Annotated in this window: 19 protein-coding genes; 5 read left to right on the top strand and 14 right to left on the bottom strand. The window is 73.0% G+C overall.

Translation table 11 applies throughout. The features are described 5' to 3' along the window. On the top strand, positions 1-633 hold the full coding sequence (locus ACR807_RS12590) for a DinB family protein (RefSeq protein WP_438921445.1): 633 nt from the start codon (positions 1-3) through the stop codon (positions 631-633). Here the strand turns inward: ACR807_RS12590 and ACR807_RS12585 are convergent. Then, positions 623-1,852, bottom strand: a complete 1,230-nt coding sequence (locus ACR807_RS12585; protein WP_438921444.1) for an FAD-dependent monooxygenase — start codon at positions 1,850-1,852, stop codon at positions 623-625. The two genes, ACR807_RS12590 and ACR807_RS12585, sit on opposite strands and share 11 nt — an antisense overlap. A 163-nt stretch (positions 1,853-2,015) precedes the next feature. Here ACR807_RS12585 and ACR807_RS12580 point away from each other — a divergent pair, with 163 nt between their 5' ends. Then, positions 2,016-2,582, top strand: coding sequence for a dihydrofolate reductase family protein (locus tag ACR807_RS12580; protein ID WP_438921443.1), 567 nt, complete (start codon positions 2,016-2,018; stop codon positions 2,580-2,582). Between the two features lie 110 nt (positions 2,583-2,692). On the opposite strand, the gene ACR807_RS12575 is transcribed toward ACR807_RS12580, so the two are convergent. The 11 genes from ACR807_RS12575 to ACR807_RS12525 form a co-directional block, all read right to left on the bottom strand. Beyond that, the gene (locus ACR807_RS12575; protein WP_438921442.1) at positions 2,693-3,187 is read right to left on the bottom strand and encodes a YxiG-like protein; all 495 of its coding nucleotides are present in this window, start codon (positions 3,185-3,187) and stop codon (positions 2,693-2,695) included. 167 nt (positions 3,188-3,354) lie between these two features. Continuing rightward, the gene (locus ACR807_RS12570; protein WP_438921441.1) at positions 3,355-4,224 is read right to left on the bottom strand and encodes an AraC family transcriptional regulator; all 870 of its coding nucleotides are present in this window, start codon (positions 4,222-4,224) and stop codon (positions 3,355-3,357) included. 108 nt (positions 4,225-4,332) lie between these two features. Next, positions 4,333-4,932 (bottom strand): hypothetical protein, encoded by a 600-nt coding sequence (locus tag ACR807_RS12565; protein WP_438921440.1) that lies wholly within the window; start codon positions 4,930-4,932, stop codon positions 4,333-4,335. Positions 4,933-4,998: 66 nt separating this feature from the next. Next, the gene (locus ACR807_RS12560; RefSeq protein WP_438921439.1) at positions 4,999-5,937 is read right to left on the bottom strand and encodes an aminoglycoside phosphotransferase/kinase family protein; all 939 of its coding nucleotides are present in this window, start codon (positions 5,935-5,937) and stop codon (positions 4,999-5,001) included. A 33-nt stretch (positions 5,938-5,970) separates the two neighbouring features. Then, a complete protein-coding gene (locus tag ACR807_RS12555) occupies positions 5,971-6,189 on the bottom strand; it encodes a DUF6210 family protein (protein WP_438921438.1) in 219 nt (72 codons plus the stop codon). 154 nt (positions 6,190-6,343) lie between these two features. Next, on the bottom strand, positions 6,344-7,345 hold the full coding sequence (locus ACR807_RS12550; RefSeq protein ID WP_438921437.1) for a hypothetical protein: 1,002 nt from the start codon (positions 7,343-7,345) through the stop codon (positions 6,344-6,346). A gap of 48 nt (positions 7,346-7,393) precedes the next feature. Further along, positions 7,394-7,762: a DUF6973 domain-containing protein gene (locus tag ACR807_RS12545; protein ID WP_438921436.1), complete on the bottom strand. Its 369-nt coding sequence runs from the start codon at positions 7,760-7,762 to the stop codon at positions 7,394-7,396. 37 nt (positions 7,763-7,799) lie between these two features. Then, positions 7,800-8,246 carry a WXG100-like domain-containing protein gene (locus ACR807_RS12540; RefSeq protein WP_438921435.1) on the bottom strand — a complete coding sequence of 149 codons (447 nt, stop codon included), beginning with the start codon at positions 8,244-8,246 and terminating at the stop codon, positions 7,800-7,802. A 386-nt stretch (positions 8,247-8,632) separates the two neighbouring features. Then, positions 8,633-9,151, bottom strand: a complete 519-nt coding sequence (locus ACR807_RS12535; protein ID WP_438921434.1) for an oxidoreductase — start codon at positions 9,149-9,151, stop codon at positions 8,633-8,635. Continuing rightward, positions 9,151-10,053, bottom strand: coding sequence for a class I SAM-dependent methyltransferase (locus ACR807_RS12530; RefSeq protein WP_438921433.1), 903 nt, complete (start codon positions 10,051-10,053; stop codon positions 9,151-9,153). Before ACR807_RS12530 ends, ACR807_RS12535 begins: the two co-directional genes overlap by 1 nt. A 55-nt stretch (positions 10,054-10,108) precedes the next feature. Continuing rightward, entirely contained in the window at positions 10,109-10,660 is a 552-nt protein-coding gene (locus ACR807_RS12525; RefSeq protein WP_438921432.1) for a DUF6817 domain-containing protein, read from the bottom strand. Positions 10,661-10,846: 186 nt separating this feature from the next. Here ACR807_RS12525 and ACR807_RS12520 point away from each other — a divergent pair, with 186 nt between their 5' ends. The 3 genes from ACR807_RS12520 to ACR807_RS12510 all read left to right on the top strand — a co-directional run bounded on the left by ACR807_RS12520 (position 10,847) and on the right by ACR807_RS12510 (position 13,429). Continuing rightward, positions 10,847-11,473 (top strand): hypothetical protein, encoded by a 627-nt coding sequence (locus ACR807_RS12520; protein WP_438921431.1) that lies wholly within the window; start codon positions 10,847-10,849, stop codon positions 11,471-11,473. Next, positions 11,448-12,326, top strand: a complete 879-nt coding sequence (locus ACR807_RS12515) for a tectonin domain-containing protein (protein WP_438921430.1) — start codon at positions 11,448-11,450, stop codon at positions 12,324-12,326. The genes ACR807_RS12520 and ACR807_RS12515 overlap by 26 nt, the downstream gene beginning before the upstream one ends. A gap of 806 nt (positions 12,327-13,132) precedes the next feature. Continuing rightward, entirely contained in the window at positions 13,133-13,429 is a 297-nt protein-coding gene (locus ACR807_RS12510) for a hypothetical protein (RefSeq protein WP_438921429.1), read from the top strand. 22 nt (positions 13,430-13,451) lie between these two features. On the opposite strand, the gene ACR807_RS12505 is transcribed toward ACR807_RS12510, so the two are convergent. Both ACR807_RS12505 and ACR807_RS12500 read right to left on the bottom strand, forming a co-directional pair. Next, the gene (locus ACR807_RS12505; RefSeq protein ID WP_438921428.1) at positions 13,452-14,486 is read right to left on the bottom strand and encodes a GTP-binding protein; all 1,035 of its coding nucleotides are present in this window, start codon (positions 14,484-14,486) and stop codon (positions 13,452-13,454) included. Then, positions 14,483-14,791 (bottom strand): hypothetical protein, encoded by a 309-nt coding sequence (locus ACR807_RS12500; protein ID WP_438921427.1) that lies wholly within the window; start codon positions 14,789-14,791, stop codon positions 14,483-14,485. Before ACR807_RS12500 ends, ACR807_RS12505 begins: the two co-directional genes overlap by 4 nt. Between the last annotated feature and the right edge of the window lie 73 nt (positions 14,792-14,864).

The raw sequence follows: 14,864 nt of genomic DNA, 5'->3' as shown, positions 1-14,864 counted from the left end.
ATGCCGCTCACCGGTCTGGCCGTCGACCTGCACCGCTACCTGCAAGAGGCCCGCGACAACCTGCTGAGGTCGCTCGACGGCCTGGACGAGTACGACATCCGCCGGCCGGTCACGCCGACCGGCACGAACCTGCTCGGCCTGGTCAAGCACGTGACCGGCGTCGAGGCGGGCTACCTGTGCGAGTCGGTGGGCAGACCCGCGCCCGTGCGGCTGCCCTGGGTCGAGGACGACTCGGTGTGGGACAACGCGGACATGTGGGCGACGGCCGACCAGAGCCGCGAGTACATCATCGGCCTGTACGAGGAAGTCCGGCGGCACTCCGACCGATCACTCGCGGAACTCCCGCTCGACGCACCCGCCGAGGTCGCGTGGTGGTCCGAGGAGAAACGCCGGACGACCTTCGGGTCACTGCTCGTCCGAGTGGTCGCCGAGACCGCCCAGCACGCGGGGCACGCCGACATCGTGCGGGAGGTGATCGACGGCGGCGCGGGCAAGGACCGCGCCGACGTCGGCGACGCGGAGTGGTGGACGACCTACGTCGCCAAGGTCCAGCACGCCGCCGACGCCCACCGCACCGACCGACCACAGGACCGACACCGGTCCGCCGGTCCCGGGCGGTGGCCTACGACGTGACCGAGGAGGTGACCGGTGCCCCGGCCGTGGCCCCGGAGTCGGGCACCCCGGCGTAGTCGGGCAGTTCGACGCCGTTGATCGCGCGCCCGATCAGCTCGGTGAACCACTCGCCGGTGAAATCGGGGCTCGGTCCGGCGTCCGGTCCGGGGACGTCGCGGCTGCGGGCGTTGAGCCGGCCGATCTCCTGGTTCGCCTCGACGAACGAACGCATCCGCGCCTCGTAGCGGGCGAACCCGGCGTCGGGGTCCCACCCGGCGGCGGCCAGCTCACCGGCCAGCAGGTAGGCGCCGACCAGGGCGAGCCCGGTGCCCTGCCCGGACAACGGCGACGAGCTGAACGCCGCGTCCCCGAGCAGCCCCACCCGTCCGCTCGACCAGCGGTCCATGACCACCTGGGCGAGCTGGTCGAGGTAGAAGTCCGGGGTGTCGTCCAGGTGCGCGAGGACGTCCTGGGTCAACCAACCCAGACCGGCCATCCGCTCACGCAGCAGGCGCTTCTGCGCCGCGACGTCACGGTGGTCGACGTCGAAGTCGGCCGAGGCGAAGCAGAACACCGCCATCGCCCGGGTGGGGTCCCCGACGGGCCGCAGGAGGGCGGAGCGCCCGGACTCCCGGTCCTGGTGCTCGAACACCCAGCGGTCCAGCCCGAACTCGTTGGGCACGGTGTAGAAGGCCAGCACGTGCCCGAGGTGGCGCAGGAACCGCTCAGGCGGCCCGAAGACCGTCGCCCGCAGCGAAGAGTGCAGCCCGTCTGCCCCGATCACCAGGTCGAAGCGCCGCCGGTCCCCGCCCGCGAAGACCACGTCGACCCCGTCCGCGTCCTGGGCGAGTTCGGTGATCCGGTCGCCGAAGACGTACTCGACGCCGTCGCGGGTGTCGTCGTAGAGCAACCGGGACAGGTCCCCGCGCAGGATCTCGATGTCCGCGATGGCCCCGTCGCCACCGTCGTCGTCGGCGCGGAAGGTCTCCAGCACCTTCCCGTCCGCGTCCACGGTGTACGCGCCGGCGGTGTCGGTGCACGCCGCGCGCACCGCCGCGTCCAGCCCCATGCGCTCGATGACCTCCTTGGCCACCCCGCGCGCGTCCACCGCCTGCCCACCGGGGCGCAACCCGGGTGCCCGCTCCACCACGGTCACCTCGGCACCCCGCCGACGCAACCAGTGGGCCAGCGCGGGCCCCGCGATGCTCGCCCCCGCCACCAACACCCTGACACCGCTCACCGCGCCCCCCAGTCCACGCACTTGAACCTCGGTCCGAATCCTACGGTGATCCACGGCCGCAGCCGGTGGTTCACCGGCGATCCCGGCCCACCGCCCGGGGTGCGGGTGTCGAGTCGGCGTGGCGGCGCGGTGGGTTCCGCGCGCTCCGGCAGTCTGTACCGCTATGGGAACGCTGACCTACGGCATGAACATCTCGGTGGACGGCTACACCGTCGACGCGAACGGCGACCTCGGCTGGGGCACGCCGGACGAGGAGCTGCACCGGTACTGGAACGACCGGACCGGCGAGATCGCGCTGTCGCTGTACGGGCGCAAGCTCTACGAGCTGATGTCGGCCCACTGGCCGACCGCCGGCCAGGCACCCGACGTGTCCCCGGTGGAGGCCGAGTACGCGCGGCTGTGGGTCGCGATGCCGAAAGTGGTGTTCTCGCAGACCTTGGACTCGGTCGAGTGGAACTCCAGGCTGGAACGGGGTGACGTGGTCGAGACCGCCAGGAAGCTCAAGGCCGAGACCGACGGCCTGATGGAGGTGGGCGGTGCCACGCTCGCCGCGCCCCTGGTCCAAGCCGGTCTCGTGGACGAGTTCCACGTGGTGGTCATGCCGGTCGTGATCGGCGGCGGCACACCGTTCTTCCCGGCGTTGGAGAGGTGGTCGCGGCTGGAACTGGTGGAGAGCCGCACCTTCGCGACGGGCGCGGTCCTCCTGCGCTACAAGTCCGTCCGCGACTAGCGGACGACGGCGACCAGGAACCCCACAGGCTCCCCCTGCCGAAACACCCGCACATGCCGCTCCCGGCGTGCGCACGGGTGTCCGTCGGCCGCGAACGTACCGTCTCGTGCCTATGTCGCCGGGGTGTCGTCCTCCACCACGGTGAAGGGCGAGTGGCCCGGCTCGACGCGGTCGACCACCAGGTCGGAGAAGACGAGGGACAGGGTGTGGGCGTTGGCCTCGATCACCGCCTCGTGGAAGGGGAGGCCCAGCCGGTCGGACCACGCCCCGGTCTCCGCGGTGCCGGGCAGCAGCTTGGCCCCGGGGTAGAGGACCTGCCACCGGACGCCCCAGACGTACCCCTCGGGCCCGCCGTCCTGTTCGATGTCGAGCAGCCGGTCGTCCAGCGACCGGCTCCAGAGTTGCGGGGGCAGCGTCGTGGTCGTCGTCGCGCGGACGCAGTGCTTGAAGCGGTAGCGCAGGTGGGCCGGCGGGATTCCCGTCCGGGGATCGGCGGACACCTGGACGAAGACGTCGTAGTCGCGCATGTGGTCGGCGAAGCCGTGGAAGAGCAGCGCGTGGTCGAAGATGTCGTCGAAAGCCTGATGGATCTGGTGGACGTCCACGGGTGCATCATCCCGCCCGACCGCACCGGACGCCCTGTCGTGCCGCGGAGCGGGTGCGCCGACGCGGTGGTTCGGGTCCCGGCGCCGACGCGGGCGTTCGGGTCCCGGCACCGACCCGTCCCCGCCGGGTGGCGGCAGGACGGGCCGGTGCCGGGTCCGCGGTGCGGTCAGGCCGGTTCGACGGGCAGCCACAGCTCGCAGGTCGCGGTGCTGAAGTCGTCGGCGCGGTCGAGGACGGTCACGATCGACGGGCCCGGCCGCAGCCGCCAGGGGTTCGAGGGGAACCACTCGGTCGCGGTCGCGGCCCAGGTCGCCTGCAACGCCTGCGGGTACGGTCCGGCGGTGCGGAAGACCGCCCACCTGCCCGCGGGCACCTCGATGCGGTGGAGGTCGTCGGGGACCGGGGTGCCCGGCGTGACGGCGACCCCGTGCAGGTAGGTCAGCTCGCTGCCCTCGGTGGCGTCGGGGTCGACGTCGTCGCTGACCTGGAGCAGGCCCGTCGGTTCGGTGTCGCCGAGGGACTTGAGCCGGAGGTGCTCCTCGGGCGGCAGTGCGGTGATGTGCCGCTGGATGTGCGGGTTGACGCCGTGGTGGACGAGCGGCACGCGGGTGGCGTGCCCGACGAGCCGGAACGCGGGGCGGTCGACGACGCGGGTGTCCATGGGGGTGCTCCCTTCGACGGTCAGGCGGAACCTGAGTTGTGGTTGTGCGCGAAGGGGGCCTCCGTCTCGGCGGACGTCACCGGGGTTGGCGCCGTGGACCGCGCGGAACGCGCGTCCGAACGCCTCGGTCGAGCCGTACCCGTACCGGACGGCGATGCCCAGCAGGTCGTGCTCGCGCCGGACGACGTCGGCCGAGGCGACTGTCATGCGGCGCCGGCGCACGTACTCCGACAGCGGCATGCCCGCCAGTGACGAGAACATCCGGCGCAGGTGGTACCCGGTCGTGCCGAACGCCCTGGCCACCCCGTCGACGTCGATCCCCTGGTCCAGCTGTTCCTCGACGAGGGTGACGAGCCGGTTGAGTGCCGAGATCACGAGTGCCTCCTTCCGGTACCAACCCTGGCCGAACGCACCCCTGCCGCACCCGACCGCGGCGAACCGGTCCGATCATCTCCACGTTCGACCGGTGGGGACGACGGCGCGCTAGTGGTTCGCCGGCGTGTACTCCAGCCGTCCGCCGGCGGGCAGCAGGTACCCGCTCCAGCGCTGTTCGGGCAGCGTTCCGCCGAGTTCGGCCGCGGTGGTGTTGTCGACCTCGAAGCCGACCAGGCCGAGCCGGAAGTCGACGTGGCGGAACACCTCGTTCGCCACCCCGACCAGCCACGTGTCCAGCGAGGTCCGCCAGGCTAGCGACTGCGGTCCGCTGTCCGGCCCGAACGGGAAGCCGCCGATGCGCCGGTCCAACCGGGCCAGCGCGCTGAGCGGGAGGTACAACGTCAGCCAGTCCTCGGCGTCCTCGACGCGGGTCGAGAAGCCGCCGCAGACCGAGCCGCCCAGCGGTGACCGCACGACGCCGAGCAGGTGGCCGAACTCGTCGAGGGCCGCCACGGTGACGGGCACCTCGTCCTGGTCGGCCGGTTCCCGGTCCCTGTCGGCGCAGCAGCCGGTGACGCCCGCCGCCCGCCACAACGCGGTCAGCGCGCGCTGGAGGCGTTCGTCGTCGTGGTCGCCGACCTCCAGCGACAGTTCGTAGAAGCCACCGGTCCAGTTCTCCGCGTCGGTGAACGCCATGGGATCACTCACCACCGCAGTATTCCGAACGACGCGGCGCCCGTCGCGCGCTTTCCGCCCGCGGGGGAAGGCCCCGTCCTACTTCGAGGACGCTGCCCCGTCCTGCCAGGGTTCGGTGGCCCGCCACGTCTCCAGCGACGACGACAACCCGTCGACCAGCAGCGGGAGCTGCGGGACCATCGCCACGCAGGCGACCACCTGGAGGTCGCGCAAGCGCTCCATGGCGCGCAGCACGCCGGTGTCGACCGTGCGCAGGCCGAGGTCGGCCGCGGCGGCGTCGTAGGCGGCGATCGCCTCCTCGCCGGTGTGCGCGAGGTCCCACTCGACCGGGGCGACGCCGACGTGCTCGTAGTCGGAGTACAGCACGGTGTCGGCGGTCTCGATCAGGTTGTAGAACGGGGCGTCTCCGTGGACCACCTGGACGGGGACACCGGGGAACATCCGCGCGAAAGCGGCGGGTGACGAGATGGCGGGGGAGAGGACGGCCCACTCGGCGCGGGCGCGGGCCAGGTCGGCGGCGGGCAGCAGGTCCTCGCGGCCCTCCAGGTCGTCGAAGGCGAGGTCGACGTACCCCTGCATGCCCGGGAAGAAGCCGGTCTCGCCCGGGTACTCGGCCAGGACCGAGTGCAGGCGGGCGACGGCGGGCATGCGCCTCACCGCGTCGTAGTCGTTGGGGAGCACGCCCTCGACCTTCTCCCAGAAGGTCATCGCGAACCCGTCGTGCTCGACGGGCTCCGCCGGCACGAGTCCACTCGGCACGACGGTCGGCTCGCCGCGCGACGCCATCCACCTCGACACGGCCAGCTCCGTGCGCTGGAACCCCGCCGAGCCCGTGCCGCGCGGGGTCACCACCGGCACGCGGGCGACGACCGGTGACGGCGCGAGGTCCACCACCACGGAGAAGACGTCGTACACGACCTCCGCCCCGGACGCGTCCAACCCCAGTGCCGTCGCGGCGGCGACAGCGGCGTCGCGGGCGCGCTGCGAGCGGGCGGCGCGTTCTTCATCGGTGATCATGGACGCCACCCTAGGCCAGGCCGGCGTGGGCCCTCAGTCGGAGTTGGACCACACCAGCACCCCGGGACCGTCCGGCGTGAGCACCGGGACCCACGCCTCGTCGGCCTCGCTCATCCGGCTCCCGTCCAGCAGGAGGGGATGCGGTTCCTCGTCGTGCCCCGTCGCACGCCCGGTAGGGGATGTCGGCGAGGATCGCGGCCACCCGGTCCCGTTCGTCGTCCTGCCACGAGTGGTTCCCCACGCCCGCGCCACCGGAGTCCTGTGACGGCAGTCTTCCGGAGCACCGTCCCCGCGCCCAACGATTTCACCCCGCACGGACGGCGGACCGAGGCGTCCGCGCGCCGACGTGCGTCCGCGAGCGAGCACGCGCCCGTGTCGACACCGACGACGTTCGTCGACGAGCGGCTCACCCGGCGAGGGGGTCCCAGTGCTCGGCGTACCGCAGCAGCGACCGGGCCAGGTCGGGGTGGGCAGCCGCCCAGGCCGTGTCGAACAGGTACCACTGCTGGTACCCGAACGCTTCGTCGCAGTGCACGGCGAGCTGGACGAGGTGGTCCCCGACCCGCAGCAGGGAGTCCTGGGGCCGCCGGCCGCGGACGTACTCGGCCGCCTCGACCAGCTCCACGGCGATCAGGTGGGCGGCGGGGTGCTCGTCCGGCAGGCCGGGCCAGGGCTCGGGTTCGGCGACGGAGTTGAAGCCCGGCCAGCGGTTGCAGCGGTCGAGGGCGGGACCGAGGGTGTCCTCGTCGGGCGCGATGAGCGCGCGCAGCACCATCAGCTCGGGCGGCCACGGCGCACCGGCGACATCCGCCGCGCGCAGGTGGCGGGCGAGTTCGGGCAGTGCGACGCCGGGGAAGGCCGGCGGTCGGGAGCGGGCCATGCTCTCGCCGTCGTAGAAGGTGAGGAACACCGCGTACGTGGTGGCACCACCCCCGCCGGGCGGGCCGGTGGGCGTCGTCGGAACGCCGGGGTCGAACGGCCCCGACCGGTCGGCGCGGTCCGGCAGCGGCCACTCCTCGTGCAGCAGGTAGGCCAGGCGGTCCGGAGCGGCTTCCACGACGTCGTCGTGGAAGAAGAAGCAGGCCAGCTCCACCTCGTCGTCGTCGGTCCGCACCCGCAGGCCGTGCTCGTCGAGGCGGATGTCGTCGTCACCCTCGACGTAGAGGTGCTCGTGCAACAGCACCCGCAGCTCCGCGTCGTCCTCGGGCCGCGGCAGACCCAGTTCTCGCGCCGCGCGGAAGACCGAGTCCAGGTCGTGGACGTCCGCGCCCAACTCGTCCCGGACCCACCCCTCCGGGTCCGCGCACCCCCACCCCCGCCGGAACCAGGCGAGCACCGTCTCGTCCGGCAACCGCCGCACCACCTTGCCCAGTGGCCCTTCGCAGTGCGACCGGTACACGAAGTACATGACCGGACCGTACGACACCCCACCGACGAGAACCGCCCGGTCCCGCCGTCACGGCCGGAAGTCGTAGTCGCTCGGCACCAGCCGGTCGTTGTCGTCGATCACCACGAGCCGGCCGTCGCGCACCGCCTGCTGCACGAGCCGGTTGTGCAGGTCCATCGCCTCGCGGAGCTGGTCGGCCGGTCCGGGGTCCGGGACTCCCTCGTGGGGGGTGGTGAGCTGCGCGGCCCGCTCCTCGCCGAGCGAGGAGGTCAGCTGGGCGTTCCAGAACGCGTGCCGGAACGCGTCCCGGTGGTTGTCCAGCTCGCCCGGCCTGCCGACGCCCCGGAAGACGTTCTCCTCCTTCGCGCCGCTGTCGGCAGCCTCGTACGCCTGGTACGCCTGGGCGAACTCCCACGGCCACAGGTCGTTGAAGTACACCCCCACTCCTCCGCGGTGAAGACCTTGCCGAAGCGGGTCACCACGCCGTCCGGGCCGTCGCGGACCTGGTACCTCGCGAGCAGCTCCTCGTGGGACGGCGGGGCGGCCAGCCCGCCCAGCGCGACGTACGCCGGTTCGTTCGCCTCGACCGTCGTGCGGATGTCGGTCTTGGCGCCGGCCAGTTCGGTGGCGTACGCCCGCCGCCCGCCGCCCGCTGCCGCACCCGGTCGGTGAGATCGGCCATCCCGGCGCCGGTCCGGGCGAGCCGGTCGGTGAGGTCCGCGCCCACGTCGTCGGTCCAGGCGGCCGATATCGCGCCGGCGGACCCGGTGGTCGCCTCGTGGGTGCCGCGCACGGAGTCGGCGAGACCGGTCAGCGCGGTCGCGAGCCCGAGGGCGGCCTCCTCGCTGTCGACCGGCCACAGGTCGGGGTCGCGGGCCCGGACCTTCGCCCACAGCTCGCCCGTCGGCGGTGCCTGGGCCACGGCTGCCCCAGCCCCTCGAACGCGGCGCCGCCGGCCCGGTCCCCGGCGAGGTAGGCCTCGACGCTGCTCGCGCCCGCCGTCGCGGAGTGTGCAGCGAGGCGACGCTCAGCACGACCTGCTGGACGGTGCCCGGCGCGCCCGGCCCGTACACGCCCGTGAACGCCTGTCCCATCGGCCCGCCGCCGAGCTGCCCCTCCGCGCCGGCGAGTTGCCCCTGAGCGCTCGCCCACGCGTTCCGGAAGCCCTCCGCGGCAGTCGCCGGCGCCGACACCGCGTCCGAGGTCGAGGTCGGCTCCATGTCCACGAATTCGTAACCCGTGCCGGACACTGTCCGCCGCGCGCGGCGGCACGGTCGGGAACCGGCAGCAAGATGCCACCCGCGGGGGTCAGGCCGGGGACCGGTACCAACGGCGGTGGACGAGCGGTTCGACGGCCAGCACGCCGGTCGCGGCCGTGATCGCGACCGCCCAGGCGAGCGGGTCGGCCGACCCCGCCACCACCCACGCCACGGCGCCGAGCACGACCGCTGGCCGCACCAGGGTGAACGGACCGAGGCCGATCAGCATCATGAACGTGCTCTCGCGCATCGGCAGCAGCCAGTACCCCAGCAGCGAGGCCACCACGAGCACCGCGAACGGCACCAGGACCCGGAGCATGCGCGTGCCCGCCCGGACCAGTTCGTCGTAGCGGGCACCGGGGTCCGCCGAGACGACCAGGGTCGCCGCGACCGGCAGTGCCACGAGCCCGAGGGCGGTCGCCCCCACCACGAGCCCCCGCCGCGCCGCCGACAGGTAGTAGGAGCGCTTGTCGATCCGGCCGTTGCGGCCGGTCGCGGCGCGGAAACCCGCGAAACCCGCGTCGACCAGCGCGAGCACTCCGAGCACGAGCGGGACCACCGCGGCCATCAGTTCGCGACCAGCCGCCGGGCGCGGCGCCCCAGGGCCCGGCGGAAGTCGTCCACCAGCGCCGGTCGCAGGCCGACGACCGGTCTCATCGCCGCGCAGAACGGGTTGGTGTGCCTGAACGGCTCGAACAGGAACGCGTCCATCCCGTCCGCGGCCGCGGCGGCGGAGAGCAGCACCGCGTCACCGTGGGCGCGCCGCGCGGACGCGACGCCGTCGTGGCGGCCCAGCGGCTCCCGCATCCTGGCGCGGTGGTACAGCCAGGCCCCCGACGGGGCCAGCGGGGTCGCGGCGATGTCGTAGTGGACGAACGCCAACGCGCCCGCGCGGTCCTGCGCGCGGAAGAACCCGGGCAGCCGGTCGGCCGCGAAGTGGTGCAGCACCCCGCTCGACAGGTAGACGGCGGCCCCGCCGGGCAGCGCGAACGCGTCCGCGCGGAGGAAGGTGCACGGGAGCCCCTCGTCCTCGGCCAGCCGGGTCGCCTCGGCCACGAGGGCGTGGTTGAAGTCCACGCCCACCAGCTCGACGTCCGCCCCCAGCACCCCGGAAGCGGCCAGGCTCCGCACCACGAACCCCAGGCCGCACCCGACGTCCACCACCCGCAAGCGGCTCCCGGTCGCCCGGACGGCGGCGAGCACCGGCACCAGCAGCTCGGCGAACCGCCGCGCCATGTGCAGCTCCTCGTTGAGCCGCTGCAGCTCGGTGTGCACGCGGACCAGGAGCCGGTCCACCGCGACGGGGTCCAGGAACTCGCCCGTCACGGGCATCCGCCGCACGATCCGCGCGGCCCGCCGGTCCCCGGCCGCGTGCAGCCGGGCGACCACCTCCGCGCGGCGGACCGGGACGCGTTCACCCGTCCGCGCGTCCCAGTCCACCACCAGGTCGGAGATCTCCAGCACGGCCATGATCGGACTGTAGCGACCCGCGCCGGCCCACCCGTCCACCGGCGGTCCGGGGCACCTACCCCGCGGTCGCGGTGCCGAAGTCCAGGACCCGCTCGGCCTCGGCCGTGACCCGGGCGGAGGCGATCCGCGCCCAGGAGGCGAACAGCGACCGGAAGCGGTCGCCGTACTTCTGCGCCACCGCCGGGTCCTGCTCGACCACGTCCAGCTCGTTGACGATGCTCAGGTCGACGAACGGGCGCAGCCGGTCGACGTCCAGGCGCTCGCTGCCGCCCGTGAAGCGGTTGTGGACCTCACCGGTGTCGGCCAGCCGCGGCCAGGTGAGGTCGCGGTCGCACGCGCCGTACAGGTGGACCAACCCCTCCGCCGTCTCGCCGACGAGGTCCCGCAGCGTGGTGCGGTCGGCGGGGTCGAGCAGCGCGACGTCGAAACCGTCCGTGCCGTACACCGCGTGCGCCAAGCCGGCCAACCGCACGTCGACGCCCAACCCCAGGCCGCCGAGGCGGTCGTGGACGCGGCACAGGTGGGTGTAGAGCGTGCCACCCGGGTGGTCGACGGCCTCGGCCCCGTGCTGGCGCAGCCATGCGCGCACGTCCTGCTCGGCACTCATGGCCCGACCGTAGACCCGCCGATCCCCGGCGGTGGACCCCGCCGGGCGGTGCGGTTCGCCACAGCCGGTCACCGGCCGGGCCGCTTCCGCGGGTCGTGCGCGACGAGCGGGGGTGCGCCGTCCGCCGTCCGGCCGCACCCGCGCCAACCCGCCCAAGGCACCCCGTGACCCGCTTATGGTGCCGGAATGGCGGAGAGCGGGTTCGTCGAAGTACGCGGGGCCAACCGGGGCAACAACGTGTTCCCGCACCTCTTCGCCGCGGCGTTGATGGTCACCGGACCGATCGTCCACGCGACCGACGACGGCGGCACCGTCGGCATCGTGCTCACCGCGCTGCTGCTGCCGCTGGGCATCGCCGTGTGGCGAGGTGTCGCGCGCGCCAAGCGGCGGCTGCTGCGCCTGGACGAGGTGGGGCTGCCCGCGACCGCCGCGGTCCTGACCGTGGAACCGATCAGCGAGGACGCCACCGTCCGCGTCCGGCTCCTCATCAGGGGCCCGGACGTGCCCGAATTCGTGATCGAGCACGACACCAGGTACGACCCCGCCCTGAAGCCGGGGAACAAGCTCGCCGCGCTGGTCGACCCCGACGACCACCGCGACTTCGAACCGGGCTGCCAGGGACCGGCCGGCAGGGCCGCATCGCGCACAGCGGCCCCACCGCCGGCACCGACCGCTCCGCCCGACCGGAGGCATTCCGAAAAGCAGTGCCGCGGTTCACCCGGACAGCCCACGTCCGCCTTCGGACAACACCCAGACACGTCGTCCGGCGGGCACCTGCGGCACGAAGGTGATCTTCGGTCCCCATTGGGGTGACAGCGACCGAGCCCGCTCTTCGGGAACTCCGGGGCTGATACGTTCGAAGTGGCCGACAATAAGGCGGAAGAGGCCGTCCGGTAGGCAATCGTGCTCGCGATCCAGGTGTTGTCACCCCTGTTTTCGCGAGGGTTCGAACGACGTGTGGAAGGCGCCATCAGTGGCTCAGTGGAAGAACGTTTCGGGTGGGCTTTCGGCGATAGCGGTCGGCTCGCGGACCGTCGTGTGGGGCGTCAACAGCGGCAGTCAGGTCTACCACTACACCAACCACGACAACAACCCGTGGACCGGCATCCCGGGTGGGCTGGCGGACATCGGCGCGGGCGCCGACGGCACCGTCTGGGGCGTGAACTCCGGCGGCAGCATCTACCGCTACACCGGGGACACCGACGCCAACGAGTGGCTCAACGTCCCCGGCAAGCTGGCGCGCATCTCGGTGGGCTCGCGGACCAACGTGTGGGGCGTCGACTCGATCGGCGGGATCTTCCGCTACACCGGCGACGACGCCGACCCGTGGGACCGCATTCCCGGTGGCCTCGTCGACATCGGCGCCGCGGCGGACGGCACGGTCTGGGGGGTCAACTCGTCCGGCCAGATCTACCGCTACACCTGGACGGCCGACCACTGGATCGGCGTCCCCGGCGGCCTGAGCCGGATCGACGCCGGCTCCCGGACCAGCGTGTGGGGGGTGAACTCCGGCGGCCAGGTCTACCGCTACACCAACGACGACGAGAACCCGTGGGTGGGCATCCCCGGCACCCTGTCCGACATCGGCGCGGGCGCCGACGGCACCGTCTGGGGCGTGAACTCCGGCGGCGGCATCTTCCGCTACACCGGAGACGCCCCCAACTGACCGCGCGGCAGTGCGCTGGTGCGTCGACGAGAATGACGTGGTGCGGATCGGTGGTGCCGGAGGCGGCATCACCGATAACGCCGGAGGCGGCGCCACCGATAATGTCGGAGGAGTGGTCGTCACCCAGGGGTCGTGAACAGCCGCACGCGCAAGAAAGTGCGTTCCGGTGCGGACGCTGATATCGCGGCGGGGTATTCCTGTCGGGCGAGAGCGGCTGTTTGCGTCGCCTTGTCGGACAGGGGCGGTCAGGTCGGACCACGGCGGTGGTCCGCACCTTTCGCGACCGACCTTCGATTTCCTTCATCGCCACCGGTGGGTGGTCCCCGTGCGAGGTGCAGCGTGGACCGCCGGCGGCTCACCGTCGCGGACCTGGCGGGTCAGGCGACGCGCTGGCACGCGCCCTGCCGCGGTGGGGGTTGGTCCCGGGGATCGGGTGCTGCTGGTGTACCCCCGTCCCCGGACTTCGTCGGGGCCTTCCTGTTCCCCGCACCCACCGCCCACACCGCGCCCACCGCCCACACCGCCGCGCCGCGGGCGCACCCGGCACCCCGAGGCCGTTCGCGACAGCCTCGCCCGTGCCACGGCACCGAAGTCGGCGCACACGCCCCTGGCGTGACGACCGGGACGTGCTCTTCCGACCCGGTCGGGACAACGGCGATCGGTCGAGAGGTGATACGTGCATCCGGGTGAACGCGGGCCATGCGACATACATGCGCATGGCCTAATGTGTTGTTGCGCTCGGTCACGGGCGCGGAGGCGTCCGGGTGCTGGCGAAGCTCCGGCGATACCGAAAAAGGCGGTTCTCCATGACCACCGCGCACCTTGAGCACACCGGCCACGAGCACGTGCACGGCGAGGGCTGCGGCCACGTGGCCCTGCCGCACGAGGACCACGTCGACTACGTGCACGACGGCCACCTCCACCGGGGGCACGACGGGCACTTCGACGAGTGCGAGCCGGCCGACCACGGCGCCCACGACGACCACGGCCACGCGCACGGCGAGGGGTGCGGCCACGTGGCGGTCCCGCACCGCGACCACGTCGACTACCTGCACGACGGCCACCGCCACGCCGTCCACGGTGAGCACTACGACGAGCACTGACCCGCGATCGCGGTACCGCCGGTCAGAGCTGCGCGGTGTGCCGCGGAAGGGGGAAGTGGTGGTCGTGGTCGTGCGCGTCGAGGTCGTCCCACGCGGGCAGCGGGTCGTCGAAGCGCCGCCACGCGGCCGGGCCGCCGGCCAGTTCGTCGTCGGTGAGCAGGGCGGGGTCGAGTCGGCGGCGGGGTTCGTCGCGGTCGAGGTGGACGCCGATGAACACCAGTTCCTGCCGCGCGGTGTGGCCGTCGAGCAGCTCGCCCGGCTCGATGGTGAGGTTCGGCCCGGCCTGGGACCACACGGCGAGGGTGTGCGGGCGGCCGGCGATGTGGCAGAAGCCCTTGCTGCGCACCACGCCGTGCCAGTCCTCCAGCGCGGCGGCGAGCCGGGCGGGGTGGAAGGGGCGGTCGGCGCGGTAGGTGACCGAGCGGATGCCGTACTCCTCGGTCTCCGGGGTGTGCGACCCGGCCAGTTCCTCGGCCCAGCCGGGTGACGTGGCGGCCGTGACGGGGTCGTAGCGGCCGGTGTCGAGCACGTCGGCCAGGTCGACCACGCCGCGGTGGGAGCGGACCAGGCGGGCGTTCGGGTTGAGCTCGCGCAGCAGTCCCTCCACCGTGGCGAGCCGGTCGGGCGTGGCGAGGTCGGTCTTGTTGAGCACCAGCACGTCGGCGAACTCGACCTGGTCGACCAGCAGGTCGGAGATGCCGCGCTCGTCACCCTCCGCGGCGGCGAGGTCGCGCTCGTCGAGCCGGTCGCCGCGTTCGAGCTCCACCAGGAAGGTCGAGGCGTCGACCACGGTGACCATGGTGTCCAGGCGGGCGTGGTCGGACAGGCTGGTGCCGTCCTCGAAGGTCCACTCGAACGTGGCCGCGACGGGCATCGGCTCGGAGATGCCGGTGGACTCGATGAGGATGGCGTCGAAGCGCCCCTCGCGGGCGAGCGCGCCGACGCTGTCGAGCAGGTCTTCGCGCAGGGTGCAGCAGATGCAGCCGTTGGTCAGCTCCACCAGGCGCTCGCCACCCCTGCCCGACGCGAGCGAGGCGTCGATGTTGACCTCGCTCATGTCGTTGACGACCAGGGCGACCCGGCGTCCCTGCTGTCGGCCGGGTCGCGCAGGGGGTCCAGGACGTACGTCGCCAGCGCGCGGGGATGACCCAGGCCCGCCACCGAACCCGTGATCGCCTCGCGCGCCGCCGCGAGTTCCGCGCGGCGCGGTGACCGCACCGAGCGCAGCAGGCCGTTCCCGTCCACCTCGGCCCACCCCTCGGCCGCCAGCGCGCGCACCCAGTGCCCGGCGATCCACCGGTGCCGGTCCGCGGCGGGCACGACGTCGGCGGGGTCGGCGGGCAGCGATCCAGCGATCAGCACCCGGTTCCCCCTCCTCTCCGCCGCGGCGCGTGGCGGAGTCAGGGCGAACCTACACGAAAATGATTGTCGTTAC

Source organism: Saccharothrix sabaoui (assembly GCF_051756985.1).
In the GTDB taxonomy this organism is placed as follows: Bacteria; Actinomycetota; Actinomycetes; order Mycobacteriales; family Pseudonocardiaceae; genus Actinosynnema.
Note: the sequence above shows the minus strand (reverse complement) of the source record. Positions and strands in the feature narration are given on the sequence as shown.